The 15,880-nt window shown below is 69.7% G+C and carries 12 protein-coding genes; 1 reads left to right on the forward strand and 11 read right to left on the reverse strand.

All coding sequences use genetic code 11. The features are described 5' to 3' along the window. Positions 1 to 20: 20 nt before the first annotated feature. Complete coding sequence (locus tag KUG39_RS03545) at positions 21 to 1,109, reverse strand: SLBB domain-containing protein (protein ID WP_094585469.1); 1,089 nt, start codon at positions 1,107 to 1,109, stop codon at positions 21 to 23. Positions 1,110 to 1,607: 498 nt separating this feature from the next. Between KUG39_RS03545 and KUG39_RS17535 the strand changes: the two genes are divergently transcribed. Beyond that, positions 1,608 to 3,968, forward strand: a complete 2,361-nt coding sequence (locus KUG39_RS17535; RefSeq protein ID WP_216918212.1) for a GumC family protein — start codon at positions 1,608 to 1,610, stop codon at positions 3,966 to 3,968. 43 nt (positions 3,969 to 4,011) lie between these two features. Here the strand turns inward: KUG39_RS17535 and KUG39_RS03555 are convergent, their stop codons facing one another. The 10 genes from KUG39_RS03555 to asnB all read right to left on the reverse strand — a co-directional run bounded on the left by KUG39_RS03555 (position 4,012) and on the right by asnB (position 15,878). Further along, complete coding sequence (locus tag KUG39_RS03555) at positions 4,012 to 4,596, reverse strand: protein-tyrosine phosphatase family protein (RefSeq protein ID WP_216913001.1); 585 nt, start codon at positions 4,594 to 4,596, stop codon at positions 4,012 to 4,014. A 40-nt stretch (positions 4,597 to 4,636) separates the two neighbouring features. Next, positions 4,637 to 5,302 carry a hypothetical protein gene (locus tag KUG39_RS03560; RefSeq protein ID WP_216913003.1) on the reverse strand — a complete coding sequence of 222 codons (666 nt, stop codon included), beginning with the start codon at positions 5,300 to 5,302 and terminating at the stop codon, positions 4,637 to 4,639. After that, positions 5,299 to 6,237: an exosortase/archaeosortase family protein gene (locus KUG39_RS03565; protein WP_094585473.1), complete on the reverse strand. Its 939-nt coding sequence runs from the start codon at positions 6,235 to 6,237 to the stop codon at positions 5,299 to 5,301. The genes KUG39_RS03560 and KUG39_RS03565 overlap by 4 nt, the downstream gene beginning before the upstream one ends. After that, the gene (locus tag KUG39_RS03570; protein WP_216913005.1) at positions 6,234 to 8,171 is read right to left on the reverse strand and encodes a polysaccharide biosynthesis protein; all 1,938 of its coding nucleotides are present in this window, start codon (positions 8,169 to 8,171) and stop codon (positions 6,234 to 6,236) included. Before KUG39_RS03570 ends, KUG39_RS03565 begins: the two co-directional genes overlap by 4 nt. A gap of 329 nt (positions 8,172 to 8,500) precedes the next feature. Then, positions 8,501 to 9,439: an MraY family glycosyltransferase gene (locus KUG39_RS03575; RefSeq protein ID WP_216913007.1), complete on the reverse strand. Its 939-nt coding sequence runs from the start codon at positions 9,437 to 9,439 to the stop codon at positions 8,501 to 8,503. Then, a complete protein-coding gene (locus KUG39_RS03580) occupies positions 9,436 to 10,359 on the reverse strand; it encodes an SDR family oxidoreductase (RefSeq protein ID WP_216913009.1) in 924 nt (307 codons plus the stop codon). The genes KUG39_RS03575 and KUG39_RS03580 overlap by 4 nt, the downstream gene beginning before the upstream one ends. Before the next feature lie 17 nt (positions 10,360 to 10,376). Further along, complete coding sequence (locus KUG39_RS03585) at positions 10,377 to 11,111, reverse strand: YdcF family protein (protein WP_094585477.1); 735 nt, start codon at positions 11,109 to 11,111, stop codon at positions 10,377 to 10,379. Between the two features lie 28 nt (positions 11,112 to 11,139). Next, on the reverse strand, positions 11,140 to 11,988 hold the full coding sequence (locus KUG39_RS03590; RefSeq protein ID WP_216913011.1) for a glycosyltransferase family 2 protein: 849 nt from the start codon (positions 11,986 to 11,988) through the stop codon (positions 11,140 to 11,142). Next, positions 11,985 to 13,736, reverse strand: coding sequence for a carbamoyltransferase family protein (locus KUG39_RS03595; RefSeq protein WP_216913013.1), 1,752 nt, complete (start codon positions 13,734 to 13,736; stop codon positions 11,985 to 11,987). The genes KUG39_RS03590 and KUG39_RS03595 overlap by 4 nt, the downstream gene beginning before the upstream one ends. 294 nt (positions 13,737 to 14,030) lie before the next feature. Next, a complete protein-coding gene (gene asnB, locus KUG39_RS03600; RefSeq protein ID WP_216913015.1) occupies positions 14,031 to 15,878 on the reverse strand; it encodes an asparagine synthase (glutamine-hydrolyzing) in 1,848 nt (615 codons plus the stop codon). Positions 15,879 to 15,880 lie beyond the last annotated feature (2 nt).

Below are 15,880 nucleotides of genomic sequence, written 5' to 3' on the forward strand. Positions count from 1 at the left end.
GAGGGCTCGAGAAGCGGTTGTCAGCGGAAGTTGTTGTTGTTTCTGTTGCCGTTGAATGTATCTCGGAAGAAATAATAGGAGCTGGCGGCCTGACTGAGGGGAACGATGACCTGATTGATGACGTCGAGGGCCTCGGCGTAGAAGGTGCGATTGACGATGATCGTGTCCCTGTCCCGGAGCGGGGGATTCAGCCCCTTGGAGACGCCGATCCCATCCCGGTAGCTGTAGACCTCCCGGGTGGTGGTGCCGTTGCGGTTGAGGCGGACGAGCTCGATGTCGTTCTTGTTGGCCCGCCAGTTCTCCGCACCACCGGCCCGGAAGATGGCCTCGGCCAGGGGGGTGTTGGCGGGAAGGCTGAGGTTGCCGGGGCTGCGGACCTCGCCGATCACCGAGACATTGATGGTGGCCGGGGCCAGGTTGGTGGCGCCGATCTGGAGGATTTCCTCGGGGATCAGATCCTCCGTGCGGGCGACCACGATCGTGTCGCCGTCGAACAGGATCGGGTTCTGCCGCTGGTTGCCGACCTGGAAGACCTGGGCCAGGTCCAGAACGGTCTGCTTCTGACTGCCGTCGGGCCCGGCCAGACGCCGCAGCAGCACCTTGCGGATGTCGGCGTTCAGGGTGACGCCGCCGGCGGTCTGGATCGCGGAAACAGGTGTGGAGAAGGAGGCCAGGGGGTAGAGGCCAGGACGGCCCACCTCGCCGATGATGGTCACCTTCACGGGGCGGGGCGAAACGAGGCTCAGGATCAGCTCAGGCCGCACCAGCTGCTTCGCGTAGAGCGAGGTGAGCCAGCGGGTGGCCTGGCCGATGGTCAGGCCGGTGAGCTGCACCGATCCCAGCAGCGACAGGGTCGAAGTGCCGTCGGGAAGGATGGAGACCGCACCGCCGATGGCGGAGGCGGAAGGGTCGGTGAAGGTGAGTTGCAGACCATCCCCGGGGCCGAGGACGTAAAGATCGTTGTAGACCTCCGTGACCGTGAGGGGCAGAGGGGCCGAGGAGGCGGGGCCAGCCAGGGGAGCGGCGCTCACGGCCGCGGCACCGCGCCAGGGGGAATGGGGCGCCACCCCCTGGGGCACCGAGGCCTTCAGGCCTGTCGGAGCCACCATCGCACCGACCAGACCCAGTGCGCTCAGGGAGGAAAGACGCCGCCGGATCGTGGGGCGAAGGCTCCTGCCACGGGAGGTTCTGTCAGATGCTGCAGATCCCTGACCTGCGGCAGATTCCCGGCGTGCCGACTGGCCTGCAGATCCCTGGCGTACAGATGTTCTGGGAGGAGAAGCCACCGAAGGACATTAATCGGATTACCACCATAGACGCCCGAGTCAAGGGGGCATTCTTTGCTGGTTGCCATTATCATCGGCTCAACTTTCCCTGCGGTTCATAACGTGACAACGACGGGTGTTCCTCCTGAGACCTTTCCGGGTGGAACCACGCGCCCGCTGTCCCTTCCTGCCGCGGGTGGTCCGGGTCCAGGCGCTTTCGATCCGTCGCAGCAGAGCCCCCTCAGCCCCATCGGCGAGGGCCAGTCCGGCGGCGGCGGCCTGGGGGGCCTCGTACGGACGGTCAAGCGCCGTCAGTCCATCTTTCTGATCACCTTCGCGGTGGTGACCGGCGTTCTGGCGATCAACACGCTGCGTCAGCGCATCTTCTCCCCCGTCTACCAGGGGGGGTTCCAGATGCAGATCAGCAACCCCTTCGACAACCCTGGCGGCGGCGGCGGCGGCGGTTCCGTTGAGACGATCGCCCGCAGCGAGATCAAGACCGATGTGCCCAGTCTCATCGTTCTGATGCGCAGCCCCCTGCTGCTCGGGCCGGTCGCCCAGCGTCAGGGCGTGCCGCTCCGGGCCCTGGAGAGCAACCTTTCCATCAACCAGGAGTCGGCCCGGGTCGACAACGTCCTCAACGTGTCGCTGCGCTGGCCCGATCCAGCCAAGGGCAAGGCGATCCTGCGCCAGCTCGCCAAGGATTACACCGCCTTCTCCCTGACCCAGCGCCAGGCGGCGGTCAACTCCGGCGTCCGCTTCCTCGACGAGCAGGCCCCCGCGATCGAGGAACGGGTCACCAAGCTCTCCCAGGAGATGCTCAGGTTCCGGGAACGCAACAATTTCGTTGACCCGGCCACGGCGGCCAGCCAGATCCTCGGGGCCCGCGAAGGTCTGGTCAACCAGCTGCGCACCCTTCAGAACGAGCAGGTGCAGCTCGACAGCCAGCTGAAATCGATCCAGACCGGCAAGCTGCAGTTCACCCCCAGCGGTGCCCCCACCGCCCTTGAGCAGCTGGGTCGGAACAGCGTTCTGGTGCCGGGCAGGGGGGGATCTTCCGGAGCCGAGGCTGCCAGCGGCACCAAGACGCCCCTTGACCTCCTCAACCAGTTTGAACAGGAACTGGCCACCGCCAAGGGCACGTTCAAGGACAACTCTCCGATCGTTCAGTCCCTGATCGCCCGCCGCAACCAGTTGCTCCCCGTTGTGCAGCGGCAGGCTGCCGACGCCGTCAAGGCCCGGCTGCTTTCCAACGTGGCCCAGCAGGATGAGATCAACCGTCAGATCCTTCTGCTGAGCGAGAACTTCCGGAACAATCCCCAGAAGATGTCGGAGTTCGAGAACATCAACCAGCGGCTCTCGATCGCCAGGGAGCAGTACTCCTCCTACATCCAGGCCAGGGAGCGTTACCGGCTCGAGATGGCCCGTTCCATTTCCCCCTGGGAAGTGATCGGACCTCCCGATTTCGGCGGCAGTCCGGTGGAGCCCAACATCCAGCGCAACCTGCTGAGGGCGATCATGATCGGTCTCCTGGCCGGTCTCGGCGCCGCCATCCTCCGCGAGCGGACCGACAACGTCTTCCACACCCCCATGGAGGTGGAGAAGGACCTGCAGCTGCCGGTTCTGGGTCTGATCCCCTACCTGCCCCTCGAGCCCGGTGTCGACATCGCCACCAGCATCTCCAAGATGTCCTCGAGCGAGCGCTTCGCCATCAAGGAGTCGCTGCGCAGCCTGTTCACCACCTTCCGACTGCTCCGCGCCGACAGCAGCATCCGCATGGTGGGCATCACCTCCTCCACCCAGGGGGAAGGCAAGTCCACCGCGGTCGCGGTGTTTTCCCGCACCCTGGCCGACCTCGGCCTCAAGGTGCTCGTCATCGACTCCGACATGCGGCTGCCGATGCAGGCCCGCTACCTGGGTGTGGAGCAGGGCGACGGCCTTTCCACCCTGCTCTCGGATTCAACGCGCAAACCGACGGATTTCATCCACTCCATCGCCGAGAACATGGACGTGCTTCCGGCCGGCCCGAAGCCGCCCGATCCGGCCAAGCTGCTCAACTCAACCCGCTGCAAGGAAGTCATGGACGAGATCCGTGCCCTTCCCGGCTACGACATCATCGTCGTGGATGCGCCTCCCTGCCTGATGCTGGCCGATCCGATCCTGCTGGGAGAGAAGCTCGACGGCATCCTCTTCCTGGTCGGCCTCGGCAAGGTGAGTCGTGAGCTGGCTCCCCAGGCCAGCCGTCGCATCCGGGCCTCCGGGGTGGATGTGCTCGGCATCATCTGCAACCAGGTCAATTTCCCCAGCCGCCTCAACGATTACGGCTACGAATACGGCTACTACTACCACTACGCCTACGCCTCGGCGTCGGGTTACGCCAAGAGCGCCAGCGAACCTTCCACCGGTGGATTCGGCAGTTATGTGCAGCGCTATCGCGACAGCTACATGAAGGGTGCCGCGACCAATTCCTACATCTCCGCCCGCTACAACGAGGGCGAATCCGACGTCAAGACCTACTACCGCGAGGACGAGGATCAGGGGTCTGCGCCCGTCGCCTCCAATGGCGGCCTCGGACCCAGCGCCGGCTCCTCCAGTTCCCTGCCTCCCGCCGAGAGGGTTTCCTCCCGTCGCCACCGTCCCTCCAGTGATGGTGGTGGCGGCCCGATGGGCTGGCTGCGCAAGCGCTTCGGGAACAGGGGCTGAGGGTTCGTTTCAGCTCAGGGTTCGCTGCAGGTGAGGGCCCGTTTCAGGGGCCCTTCCCCCCGCCAAGGAGGGGCTCCACCGGCCCCGTCTCCAAACCCTCGCCCATGGCTGGGCGGGTGCAGAGCAGCATTTCGAGCATCACCAGGTGGTCATAGATGGGCATGGCCATCGGGTGGCAGCGACGCACCCAGGCCAGGGCCGCCAGCGGATCGATGCCGCGCAGTCGGGCCGTCAGGCCAACCGCCAGAAGGGGGGAGCGTTCGTACCCCGCCATGCAGTGCAGATAGATGGGAGCGGCCTGGTTCACCAGCGCTTCCGCCCTCGCCAGGGCCAGGGCCAGTCGCTCCTGGCGCAGCGGCTCCTGCTGCCTGTGGTCGGGCAGGGAGACCCGGTCGCTGCTCCAGCCGGGGGGAACGATCAGGGCGCTTTCCTCCTCCGGATAGCAGCAGCTGAAGCGGCTGCGGATCCCGGCCTCCTCCAGCTGTTGCCAATGCCTGGCCGTGCGCGGCATGGGACCGATCGCCAGCTGACCGTTGAGCACCCAGCTGCAGGGCAGGGAGCGGTCGGGCATCGGCGGCAGGGGCCGGTCCTGCCTCAGGCTCTGGAGAAACCGCCGCAGGGGGCCCATCATCGGCGTGCCCTCGACGGGTGGCGCTTGTCGGTTGCGCTCACGTCCGGGTTCGCAGCACCGGCTCCACCAGGGCCAGCACCTGCTGCCAGAGGCGGTCGGAAGGGGGCTTTCCCTTGGGCCCACGCAGGCTGATCAGGGTGCAGGCATAGGTGCGATGGGGCTGGAGCCCGATCACCTTCTCGATGGCGGACTCCCTGCCGGCCGCCAGACGATCGGCGAGGGTGGTGAGCTGTTCACGGGTGACCCCGAAGGGCTTCTCCGGGCCAGGGCCTGACATCAGGCAGGTCTGGAGGGTGGGGCGGTCCTTGGTCAGTCCCCTTGCCGTCGGGACCGGGCTGCCGATCAGGCGGCGCTGGATGAGATTCAGGCTGGCCTGGTCCCGCCCGATGACACTGGTCTGGAAGTTGAAACGCTGGCGCACCGTGCCGCCCATCAGGGTCAGCTCGAACCCCTCCTGCAGGGGCAGGACCACCGGCGCCGTGGTGGCCAGTTCGTAGCTGCGCTTCGCCGGCCAGGGGGGGGCGAGGCTGGGGGCCGTCTCCGTCAGCAGCTGGGCCCCGCGCAGCGCCGCTTCCAGCTGCTCAGCCGGCAGGGCACGCGGTGCCGCGGGCCAGCGCGGCAGCAGGATCGCCTGGGTCGCCAGAAGGGCCGCAACGACGGCGAAGGTGCCGTACCAGCGGACCAGAAGGGGAGGGGTGATCACGCTCCTTCCCCCGGTTGCGGCGGGGCGGGCAGGGGGGGAAGTTCCCGCTCGAGCAGCCGCATGTAGACCATGCCGAAGATCATCACCGCCACTCCGGAAAAGACCAGGGAGCCGGTGCTCTCGTGGAAGAAATCGAACAGCCAGCTGCCCTTGCCTTGGCCGTTGCCCGCGAACACCGCCAGCAGTGCGATGCGGAAGGTGTTGCAGACCAGGCCGATCACCGGCGCCATCAGCAGCACCACGGCACGGCTGGTCCAGGAGCGGATCGGAAAGGCCAGCAGGAAGATGACGCCCACGCACAGGATCTGGGCCATCAGGTCCACCCCGTTGCAGGGGCCGAGCACCCGTACGCCGCCGCCTGGCAGCAGCACGCTGCGGGCGTTCACCGTGACGTCGAGTCCGAGCACGCTCAGCCAGAGACCGGAGAGGCTCGCGGTGAGCAGGCTGATGGGGGCTTCCGGCAGGGTCCGCATCAGCAGGGCGAAGCTTGGAAGCAGCATCAGGCAGAGCAGCGGATCGCGGAAACGGCCCAGGCTGGCCGGTTTCTCCGCCATCAGACCCAGGCTGAGGCCGCCGATCGGCGCCAGGGCGAACAGCAGACCGTCCCAGTGCAGGATCAGCGCCGAGCGGGCCAGGACCCAGACCAGCAGCAGGCTGCCGATGACCAGTCCCCAGGCGCCTGGCCTGGGCCGGAGGTCCTCGAACTGGTCCTCCATGCAGATCACCGCCCCCCCCCACACCAGCACCGCGAACACGGTGATGTGCTCGCTCTGGCTGCTCTGGAAGACGGCGATGTTCTGGACCGCCACCGCAGCGGCCAGGGCCAGCCAGAGGTTGCGGGGCGTGGGCGGGGGAACGGCCGGGATCGCGGCCCGCCAGCCCGGAGGAATCCTCTGAAGGAGGCCGCTGAAGAGTCGCTCGATGGTGTTGCTCATCGGGCCAGGGCGTCGAGCAGAGGGGAGGCCGGGAGACCCTCTTCAGGATCGTATTCCGGGACCAGGCGCCGCAGCAGCTGGCTCGAGGCGGCTTCGTCCCACTGGGCGAGCGCCTCATGCAGCTGCTGGATCAGGGGCCCCAGCTGTTCGCTGTCCCGATGGGGTTCGGTGGCCCTGCGGATCAGCGGGTGCTGGGTGGGCTGGTCGGCGGCGCTGATCAGGAGCTCCTCGTAGAGCTTTTCCCCCGGTCGCAGGCCGGTGTACTGGATGGCGATGTCCCCGTCGCTGTTGTGCTCGTCGCGCACCCGCAGCCCGGACAGCTCGATCATCTGGCGGGCCAGGTCGGCGATCCGGACCGGTTCGCCCATGTCGAGCAGGAAGAGATCGCCGCCCATGGCCATGCCGGTGGCCTGCAGCACCAGCTGGACGGCCTCCGGGATGGTCATGAAGTAGCGGGTGATGGCCGGATGGGTGACGGTGACCGGCCCACCTCGGGAGATCTGCTGATGGAACAGGGGGATCACCGAGCCGGAGGAGCCCAGCACGTTGCCGAACCGGACCATCGAGAGGATCGGGCCACCGTCCTCGATCTCGGCAGCAGCGGCCTGAATCAGCAGTTCGCAGATGCGCTTGCTCGCTCCCATGACATTGGTGGGGCGAACGGCCTTGTCGGTGGAGATCAGGGTGAGCCGGCTCACGCCCGAGGCCCGGGTGGCGGCGATCACGGCCTCGGTGGCGCCGATGTTGTTGGCGATGCCGGCGCAGAGGTTGGCCTCAACGAGGGGAACGTGCTTGTAGGCGGCGGCATGGAAGATCGTGTCGACCCGGTGCTGACGGCAGATCAGGGTGAGGCGGGCCGCGTCACAGGCATCGCCGAGGACGGCATGGAGCTCGACGCCGCAGGGTTTGGAGCCCAGCTCCCGCTCGATGGCGTAGAGGGCGAATTCGTTGCGCTCGACCAGCAGCAGCCTGGCGGCGCCCAGGCCCACGACCTGGCGGCACAGCTCGCTGCCGATCGAGCCACCGGCGCCCGTCACCAGCACCACCTTCCCCTCGACGCCGGCCTTGAGCAGCACCGGGTCGGGGTTGGAGGGTTCGCGGCCAAGAAGATCCTCGATCGCCACCGGCTGCAGGTCGGAGACGATCCTCTGGCCGGTGGCCATCTGGGCCAGCGAGGGGACCGAGAGGACTTCCAGTCCCCGGTGGGTGAGCTGATCCACCAGCAGGCGTTTGCGCCGCCGCGACATGGTGGGCATCGCCAGCAGGACCTTGCGGACGCCGTGACGCTCGATCAGACGGGGCAGCCGCAGGGGCGAGTGGATGGCCATGTTCTGGAGGGTCCGGCCCTGCAGGCCCTCGGCGTCATCAAGGAAGCCGACGATGCGGAAGCGGGGGTCGTTGCGCAGGGCCAGCAGCAGACCCATGCCGGAGGCACCGGCGCCGTAGATGAGGGTGCCATCACCCTGGGAGCCGCCGGGGGAGTGGTTCTCCCGTTGATCGAGGTGATGGACCAGGACGTCACGCAGCACGATGCGGCTGGCGATGGCCCCGCCGGTGAACAGCAGCCAGTAGAGAATCCAGAAGGATCTTGGTGGCTGGGCACCGCCGATCAGGGTGCTGCTCAACAGCAGGATCAGCACCATCGCGCCGGAGCGGGGCACCAGCCCGTAGAGGGAGTGGCTGCCGGCGTAGCGGGTGAGCCCCCGATACCAGCCCGAGACCACCAGGACGGGCAGGCCGGTGATGACGGCCAGGGGCAGCAGCAGGATCGTGGAGGGCATGAAGCCCTTCAGGGTGGTGGCGTCCGGCAGACGCAGGATGAAGGCGCCGAGATAGGAGGCGACGATCATCAGACCATCGAAGACCACAAGCAGCAGCCGGCGGGCCAGCAGCTGCTTCTGCACGTAACGAAGAAATGAGAGCTGGGGAATCAATCGTTCAGTTCGGCGGTGATCGACGAATCAGGGAATGCAGTGGGGATGCAGTGGGAATGCAACGGTGAAAAAAAGCTGCGGCGAAGAGAAGGAAGCGACGTCTGAATGGCTGCCCACCAGTGTTGACTTACCTCGATGACTTGCCCGTGCAACGCTTCCGCTCAAGCGAACAGGAGGCCAGCAGATGCATGAGAGGGGTGATTGGCGCCGACTGGACGGAGCAAGGCTAGGCAATCACATGGAGATCGTCATTCTCACACACCAATAGTGTGATGCCGGAATGGATCATGGCCGTGGCAATACCTGCACCTTTTGACGTTACTGCCCATTCAGGGGGAGAAGGGGACGGCCTGGTGCCGATCGAGCCACAGGCCCAGAGCCAGCTCCAGCAGCAGCAGGCCGAGCTCCAGGGGCAGGCCCTGGAGGAGCAGGGCCGCCCCCAGCAGGGCGGTGGCGCCGATGTAAAGCAGGGCCACCCGGGCATGGGGCCAGCCGGCCTGATGCAGGCGCTGATAAAGGTGCAGGCGGTGGGCCTGGAAGATGGGTTGCCCCGCGGCCAGCCGGCGCAGGACGCAGAGGCAGGCGTCCCCCAGCAGCGGGAAGCCCGCCAGCAGCAGACCCAGGGCCAGGGCTGGCGTGGCCTGCTGCAGCACCATCCCGGCGATGACCGCCCCCAGGAAGGTGCTGCCCACATCCCCCATGAACACCTTTGCCGGGCTCCAGTTCCAGGCCAGGAAGCTCAGCAGGGCTCCGATCAGCGGCACCAGGGCGTGGCCGCCATCAGGGGCCATGGCCAGGAAGGCCACGATCAGCAGCACCGCGGCGCAGCCGGCGACGAGGCCGTCGAGCCCGTCGCTGAAGTTGACGAAGTTGATCACCGCCGTGGCCGCGAACACCGCCACCGGCACCAGCCACCAGGGCAAGGCCAGGGGTGAGATCGCCACCAGCGCCAGGGCCGTGGCGATCTGCACGCCGTAGCGCCAGGCGGCCGGCAGACCGAGGCGGTCGTCCAGCAGGCCCACCAGGGCCAGCGGCAGACAGATCAGGGGAACCCAGGCCGGCCAGCCCTCCCCGGCGAACGGAGCCAGTCCGCTGCCAACGAGCACGAAGGCCAGCCCCCCGCCCCTGGGGGTGGGTCGCTGATGGGAGCTGCGGGCGTTGGGCTGATCCACCAGCCGGCGCCGCAGCAGGGGCAGGAGCCGGTGCAGCAGCAGCGCGCCGAGGCCGGCGCCCAGCAGCAGGAAGGCCAGGCCGTGCAGGGGGGTCATGGCACCAGCGGCAGCACGGGAAAGGGTTCGGGGGATCCCCCGAGAAGGTGGTGGGCCGGCGTGAAGCCGGCCAGGTCGGCGCCCATGCGCAGCACCGCCTCAAAGCGCTTCGGGGAGAGCAGCAGCAGCGGCGAGGCGAGGGACAGGAACAGGCGCGGCGGCAACGCCAGCAGGCGGCAGCGGCGGGCCCGATCCCCCCGGTCGGTCGCGTCCTGCAGGCGCCGGAGCATGGCCGCGTAGCTCAGGGTGTCGTCGCCGCCGAGGGGGAGGTGCACCGGCTGGGACGGGTCGAAGCCGTCCTCGGCCAGGCGGTCGGCCAGGTGCAGGGCCACGGCGGCCAGCTGGCGGCAGTGGATGGGCTGGCGCAGCCCTCCTTCGCCGGGCAGGGGCAGCAGGGGCAGGCGGCGCAGCAGCTGGCGCAGCCGGCTGAGGTTGCGATCACCCAGGGGGCCGGCCTGGCCGTAGATGAGGGTGGGGGCCAGGATCCGCAGGGGGCGGGCGTGGGCGGCGCAGGTCCGGCTCAGCGACTCCTCCGCCTGCCGCAGCCGCCGCACCAGATCGCGGTCAAAGCGGTTGGCGGCGAAGCGCTTGGTGATCACCGAGGAGGAGGAGCAGGCGATCACCCCCTGCAGCCGGCCGAAGCCGGCCGGGTCGCGGCCGGCGAACCGCTCCAGCCAGGGGGCGAACGACCAGATCGGGGCAAAGCTGACCAGCAGCCCCGCCGGCACCTCGGCCCCGGCACCGGTGTCCTCGAGGTCGCAGCGCAGGAACGGCGGTGCCTCGCCACCGCCGCTGCCGCCGCTGGCCGGGGGCAGCGGCGGCCGGCGCCCCGCCACCACCAGCTCCCGCCCTGCCGCCAGAGGGATCAGGGCCTGGCCGCTCGGGCTGGTGGCCCCGAAGAGCGTGATCGGCGCAGGCATGGGGGGGACCAAGGGGATCAGACGCAGTCGTTGCCGTCGAGGCGGCCATCCCATCCGGTGAGGCGCCAGAGGGAGGCGCGCAGCTGGTCGCGCCGGAGGCGAAACTCGGATTCGGGCCGCAGATCACCGGTCTCGGCTTCGGAGCCGACCACCCGCCAACCGGTGCCGGCATAGACGATCCGGGCGATCGCCAGGGTGCGCTCCATGTGGGTCGGGGCGGTCACGATCGTGACCTGGCCGGGTTTCGGCCACGTCTCCAGCAGCTTGGCCAGATGGGTGACCAGGCCCACCGTGTCGCAGGCCGGCAGCAGTCGCACGATCCTGGAGGTGTCTTTTGGCCAGAGTTGGCGATCCTTCAGGTGGTTGGTGGTGATGGCCTGGTACTCGGCGTTGCCCTGGAGCACCAGATAGGCGCCCGGCCGGTCCCGCCAGAGCAGCATGGCGGACTGGCTGCGCCAGGGATCCTCGATGAAGGCGGAGATGACGTCCGGGCCCGTGGCGGGGGCCTTCGGGACGTTCGTGACGGCCTGCCGCGACGGCCGGGGGGAGGCGCCCCGTGTCCCCTGCCAGGCGGGAGCGAAGAACCAGGCGAGGCCGCCGGCGACACCCAGGGCCAGGACCCCCAGCCGGGTCTTCCGGTTCCACCAGAGCCGCTGCAGCAGGGAGCCCTCCCTCTGCCGCGGCTTTTTCCTGCGGACCCGTTGCCGCCGCGGTTCCCGGTCGTCCCCAGGTGGCCTCTCCTCCTCGGGCAAGGGAATCGCTGCGCAGGCCTGGCCAAGCTTATCGGTCCCGTCTGGGGGGTCTCGGCCCCTGCCCGGCCCCGGGCCGGCGACTCCAGAGGCGCCGGAAGTAGCGCAGGCCGAAGGGGAGCCCCCAGAGCCACCCGAAGGACCGGCGATAGGCCAGGGTGACCTCCTGAAGCCGCCGGCCGGTCTGCTGGCCGCTGGCCCCCGCTTCCCCCATGTGGACCAGTTCCAGATCCAGGCCCCTGGCCGACAGGTCCCGGCTGGTGCTGAGGCGCAGGAAGTAGTCGAGGTCGGCGGAGAGCCGGAAGGGTTCGGCGTAATGGTCGAGGCGCTGCCGGGCCCCGGGGCCGATCAGGGTGGCCTGGTGGGGAGGGGTGGACCCCAGGAACAGGCTGAGGCGGAAGGCCCTGCAGCTGGAGAAGGCGGTGCGCCGTCCCAGCCGGGTGGCCCCGTCCGGCCCCTTGCCCGCATAGCGGCCGCTGCAGACCACCAGATCCGGCGGCTGCCCCCCGCGGGGCCCCCGCTGCGTCGCCTCCATGGCCTCCTCGAGCACGGTGCGGGAGGGCGCCCAGTCGTCACTGCCCCAGAACAGCAGCCAGTCCTCCGGGGGCGCTTCCCGGAAGCCCTGGTTCATGGCCCCGAAGATGCCGGGGAGCGACGGATCCTGGGGTTGCCAGCGGAAGCGGTGGTCCCGGTGGCAGAGGGCCTCCAGCCAGGCCCGGTGCTCCGCTCCGCTGGGCCCGTCGATGAACAGCACCTTCCAGTGGGGCCAGCTCTGGCGCTGCAGGGAGTTCACCAGCCGCGGCAGCAGCTGGTGGGAATCGAGGGTGGGAACGATCAGGCTGAGCCCGGTGGCGGCGCCTGGTGGCGGTGTGGCGCTCACCCCTGCCGGCGGATCAGCACGTCGCCGAGCACGAGCAGGTCCATGCGGGTGCGCAGGAAGCAGTCGAGGGCCTGGGTGGGGGTGCAGACGATCGGTTCGTTCTCGTTGAACGAGGTGTTGAGCACCATCGGTACGCCCGTGAGGTCGGCGAAGGCTCGGATCAGGCGGTAGTAGCGGCCGTTGTCGGCGGCATTGACGGTCTGGAGCCGGCCGCTGCCGTCCACGTGGGTGACGGCCGGGATGCGGGGGCGCTGCTCCTCGCGGATCGGGTACACCTGCATCATGAAAGGGACCTCCCCGTCGAGGCTGAACCACTCGCCCACCGCCTCGGCCAGCACCGAAGGGGCGAAGGGGCGGAACGATTCCCGGCGCTTGATCTTCAGGTTGAGGATGTCCTTCATGTCGGCGCGGCGCGGGTCCCCGAGGATCGAGCGGTGGCCCAGCGCCCTGGGTCCCCACTCCATGCGGCCGTCGAACCAGCCGATCACCAGCCCCTCGGCGATCGCCGCCGCCACCTGCTCGCACAGGACCCCCTCCTCCGGCCGCTCCAGGCTGCATCCGGCCTGCTCCAGGGCTGTGCGGGTGTCCGCTCTGGCCAGCAGTTCCTCCACTTCACCGGGGGCCGGCTGACTGCCCAGGTAGGCATGGCGCATCGGCGTGGAACGGGGCTGGCCCAGGCCGTGCCAGACCTCAAGGGCGGCGCCGAGGGCTCCCCCCGCATCGCCGGCGGCCGCCTGGACGTAGACGCGCCGGAAGGGGGTGGCCAGGGTCACCTTGCCGTTGGCCACCGAGTTGGCGCCGCAGCCCCCGGCGATGCAGAGCTGGTCGCTGGGGTGGTTTCGGTGCAGGGCCCGGAGCAGGTGGAAGAAGGCCTCCTCATACATCGCCTGGGCCGAGCGGGCGATGTCCATGTGGTGCTGCTCCAGCGGCTGATCCGCGCGGCGGGCGGGGCCGAGCAGGGCTTCCAGCTCCGGACTCCAGTGGCTGCCCACCACCGGGGCGCCGTTGCTCCATTGGTGCGGCAGCTTCTGGGTGGCATGGAGGAAGTAGCGCAGATCCAGGCGGTAGGTGCCGTCGTCCTGCAGCCGCACGATGCGGCGCATCGCCTCCATCCGGGTGGGCTGGCCGTAGGGCGCCAGTCCCATCACCTTGTATTCGTCGCCGTAGTTGGGGAAGCCCAGGTACTGGGTGATGGCCGTGTAGAAGGCGCCCAGGGAATGGGGGAACCAGATCTGGCCATCGAGGCTGAGCTGGTTCCCCTGGCCATACCCCCAGGCACCGCTGGCGAAGTCACCGAAGCCGTCCACCGAGATCACCGCCGCCTCCTCGAAGGGGGAGGCGAAGAAGGCCGAGGCCAGGTGGGCCCGGTGGTGCTCCACGAAGTGCAGCTGGGCCCTGATCGCCGCCCCGGGGAAGGCCTGGGCCAGCTGCTGGCCCAGATCGGCCCGTTCCCGCTTGTTGCGCCAGCGGGCGACCAGGAAGCGGGGATCGGGACGGTGCCCCAGGGTGTAGGCCACCTTTCGCCAGCGGTGGGCCCCCGGCTGGGAATTGATGGCGACGTGGTCGAGGTCGGCGGGGCCCACGCCGGCATCGGCCAGGCACCAGGCGATGGCCTCCGATGGGAACCCGGCCCAGTGCTTGATGCGGCGGAAGCGCTCCTCCTCGGCGGCGGCGACGATCACCCCATCCCGCACCAGGGCGGCGGCCGCATCGGCGTGGAAGGCATTGATGCCCAGGATGAGCGTCATGGAGCTGCGGAACCGGATGGCGGGTGGAGGACGGTCTGGAGGGGAGCGGTCCCGCAATGGGGGGTGGGCGGAACCCTGTCCGGGCCAGAGGCGCTGGGGCCGTCCCGATGGTTCCCACCACCCGGTCGGCCTCGACATCCCCGGTCGGACGGCCGGATCAAGGGATGGACCGGATCAAAGGATGGAGATGGGCAGCGGATGACACCGCGGAGACGAGGTCCGCCGGCGGCGGGATTCTAGGCGACCTTTCCGGAGCCATCCCGGCCATCGCCTCCGGCCACGCCGGGAACCGGCTCACGGGCGGGGAGCCGGCGAGAGGCTGAGGCCGAGGTGCACCTCCAGCCAGTGCTGGAGCACCATCAGGCTCCAGCGCCGGTACCAGGGCGCCAGATCGATCCCCCGGGGTGTCGAGGGCAGCCGCAGGGCCAGGGGCGAGGCCGGGTCGTCCAGCCACAGCTGGAACGGGAAGCGGAACCCCTGCTTGGGGCGGTTCAGGAACCAGTCGGGCAGTTCCGGCACGCTGCGGGCCAGCAGCTGTTTGCCCTCCGCCAGCCGCAGGGCGGCGGGGATCGGGGCCAGCCGGCGCTGCAGCTGGGCATCCACCAGGGGCAGGCGCAGCTCCAGCCCGGCGGCCATCGCCATCACGTCGCTGTCCGGCAGCAGCTGGTTGCGCAGGTAGCGGCTGCCCTCCAGCCAGGCGACCCCCTCGCGGCCCCCCGGCGCAACGCCGCCGTCGCCAAGGCTGTTCCCGATCCCGCCGCGACCCGCCGTCGGCACCGCGGCAGCGGGCTCGGGACGGAGCCCCCAGTGCGCCAGCAGACGCTGGGTTTCGGCGGGGGAGAACAGCCCCCGGAAGCAGCCGTAGGCCTCCGCCAGGGAGGCGGGCGCTTCCAGGAGTCCGCTGATCCGCTGCAGCCGGGCGCCACGCCCCTGGGGCAGCCGCTGCAGCAGCCATGCCGCCGGCGGCCCGGCGGGGCCGATCAGGCTCCGCCAGCGCCGCAGTTTCGGCACCATCCGGAAGCTGGGGTAGCCACCGAACAGCTCATCCCCGCCGAGCCCGGAGAGGGCCACCTTCAGCCCGTGCTCCGTCGCCAGCCGGGCCACGCACCAGGTGTTGTACCCGTCGATGGAGGGCTGGTCCTGGCTGGCCAGGAAGGCCGGCAGCCACTGGCGGGCCTGGTCGGCCGTGAGGTTCAGGGGCGTGTGATGGGCGCCGAAGTGGGCGGCGATGCGGGCCGCCGGCCCGGATTCATCGAAGCCGCCGGCGCCCGGGGTCGCGAAGCCGATCGTGAAGGTGTGCAGGCCCCGGGGGGCGAGCGCCAGCAGGGAGGCGGAATCGAGCCCGGCGCTGAGGAACAGCCCCACCGGCACATCGCTGACCATGTGGGCCGCCACCGAATCCTCGAGGGCCGAGCGGGTGAGGGCCACCGCCTCGGCCGCCGTCATGGCGCCGGCGCCGGTGGCGCCCACAAGGCTCTCCGGCAGGGCCCCCCAGGGCTGCACCGTCAGCCGACCCTGGCGCCAGGTGGCGGCGTGGCCGCAGGGAAGGCGCTCCACCCCCGCCACCAGGGTGTCGGGCTCGCTCACCGATCCGGTGGCCAGGTAGCGCCCCAGGGCCTGGCGGTTCAGGTTGGGCGGCTGGCCGTCGGCGGCCAGCAGGGCCCGCAGCTCCGAGGCGAAGGCGAGGCTGCCCCCCGGGCCGCTGCGCAGATAGAGGGGCTTGATGCCGTGGGGATCGCGGGCGAGCAGGGCGCTGCGCTCCCGGGTGTCGTAGAGGCAGAAGGCGAACATGCCCCGCAGCGCCCCCAGCCCGTCCAAGCCCCGGCTGACCAGCCAGGCCAGCAGCACCTCCGTGTCGCCGCTGCCCCGGAAGCGCTGCCCCTCCGCCTCGAGCCGGCGGCGCAGCTCGGCATGGTTGTAGATCTCGCCGTTGAACACCAGCTGCCAGCGGCCGCAGGCGGAGGCCATCGGCTGGTGGCCCAAAGGCGAGAGATCCAGGATCGCCAGGCGCCGGTGCACCAGGCAGGCCCCGGCGTCCTGCCAGACGCCGGCATCATCCGGGCCCCGGTGGGCGAGACGCGGGCCGACCCGGGCGGCGAAGTCGCCCGGGTCCCTGCCCAGCTGGCCCGCGATGCCGCACATCG

Origin of the sequence: Synechococcus sp. CCAP 1479/10, assembly GCF_019038515.1 — a bacterium.
In the GTDB taxonomy this organism is placed as follows: Bacteria; Cyanobacteriota; Cyanobacteriia; order PCC-6307; family Cyanobiaceae; genus Cyanobium.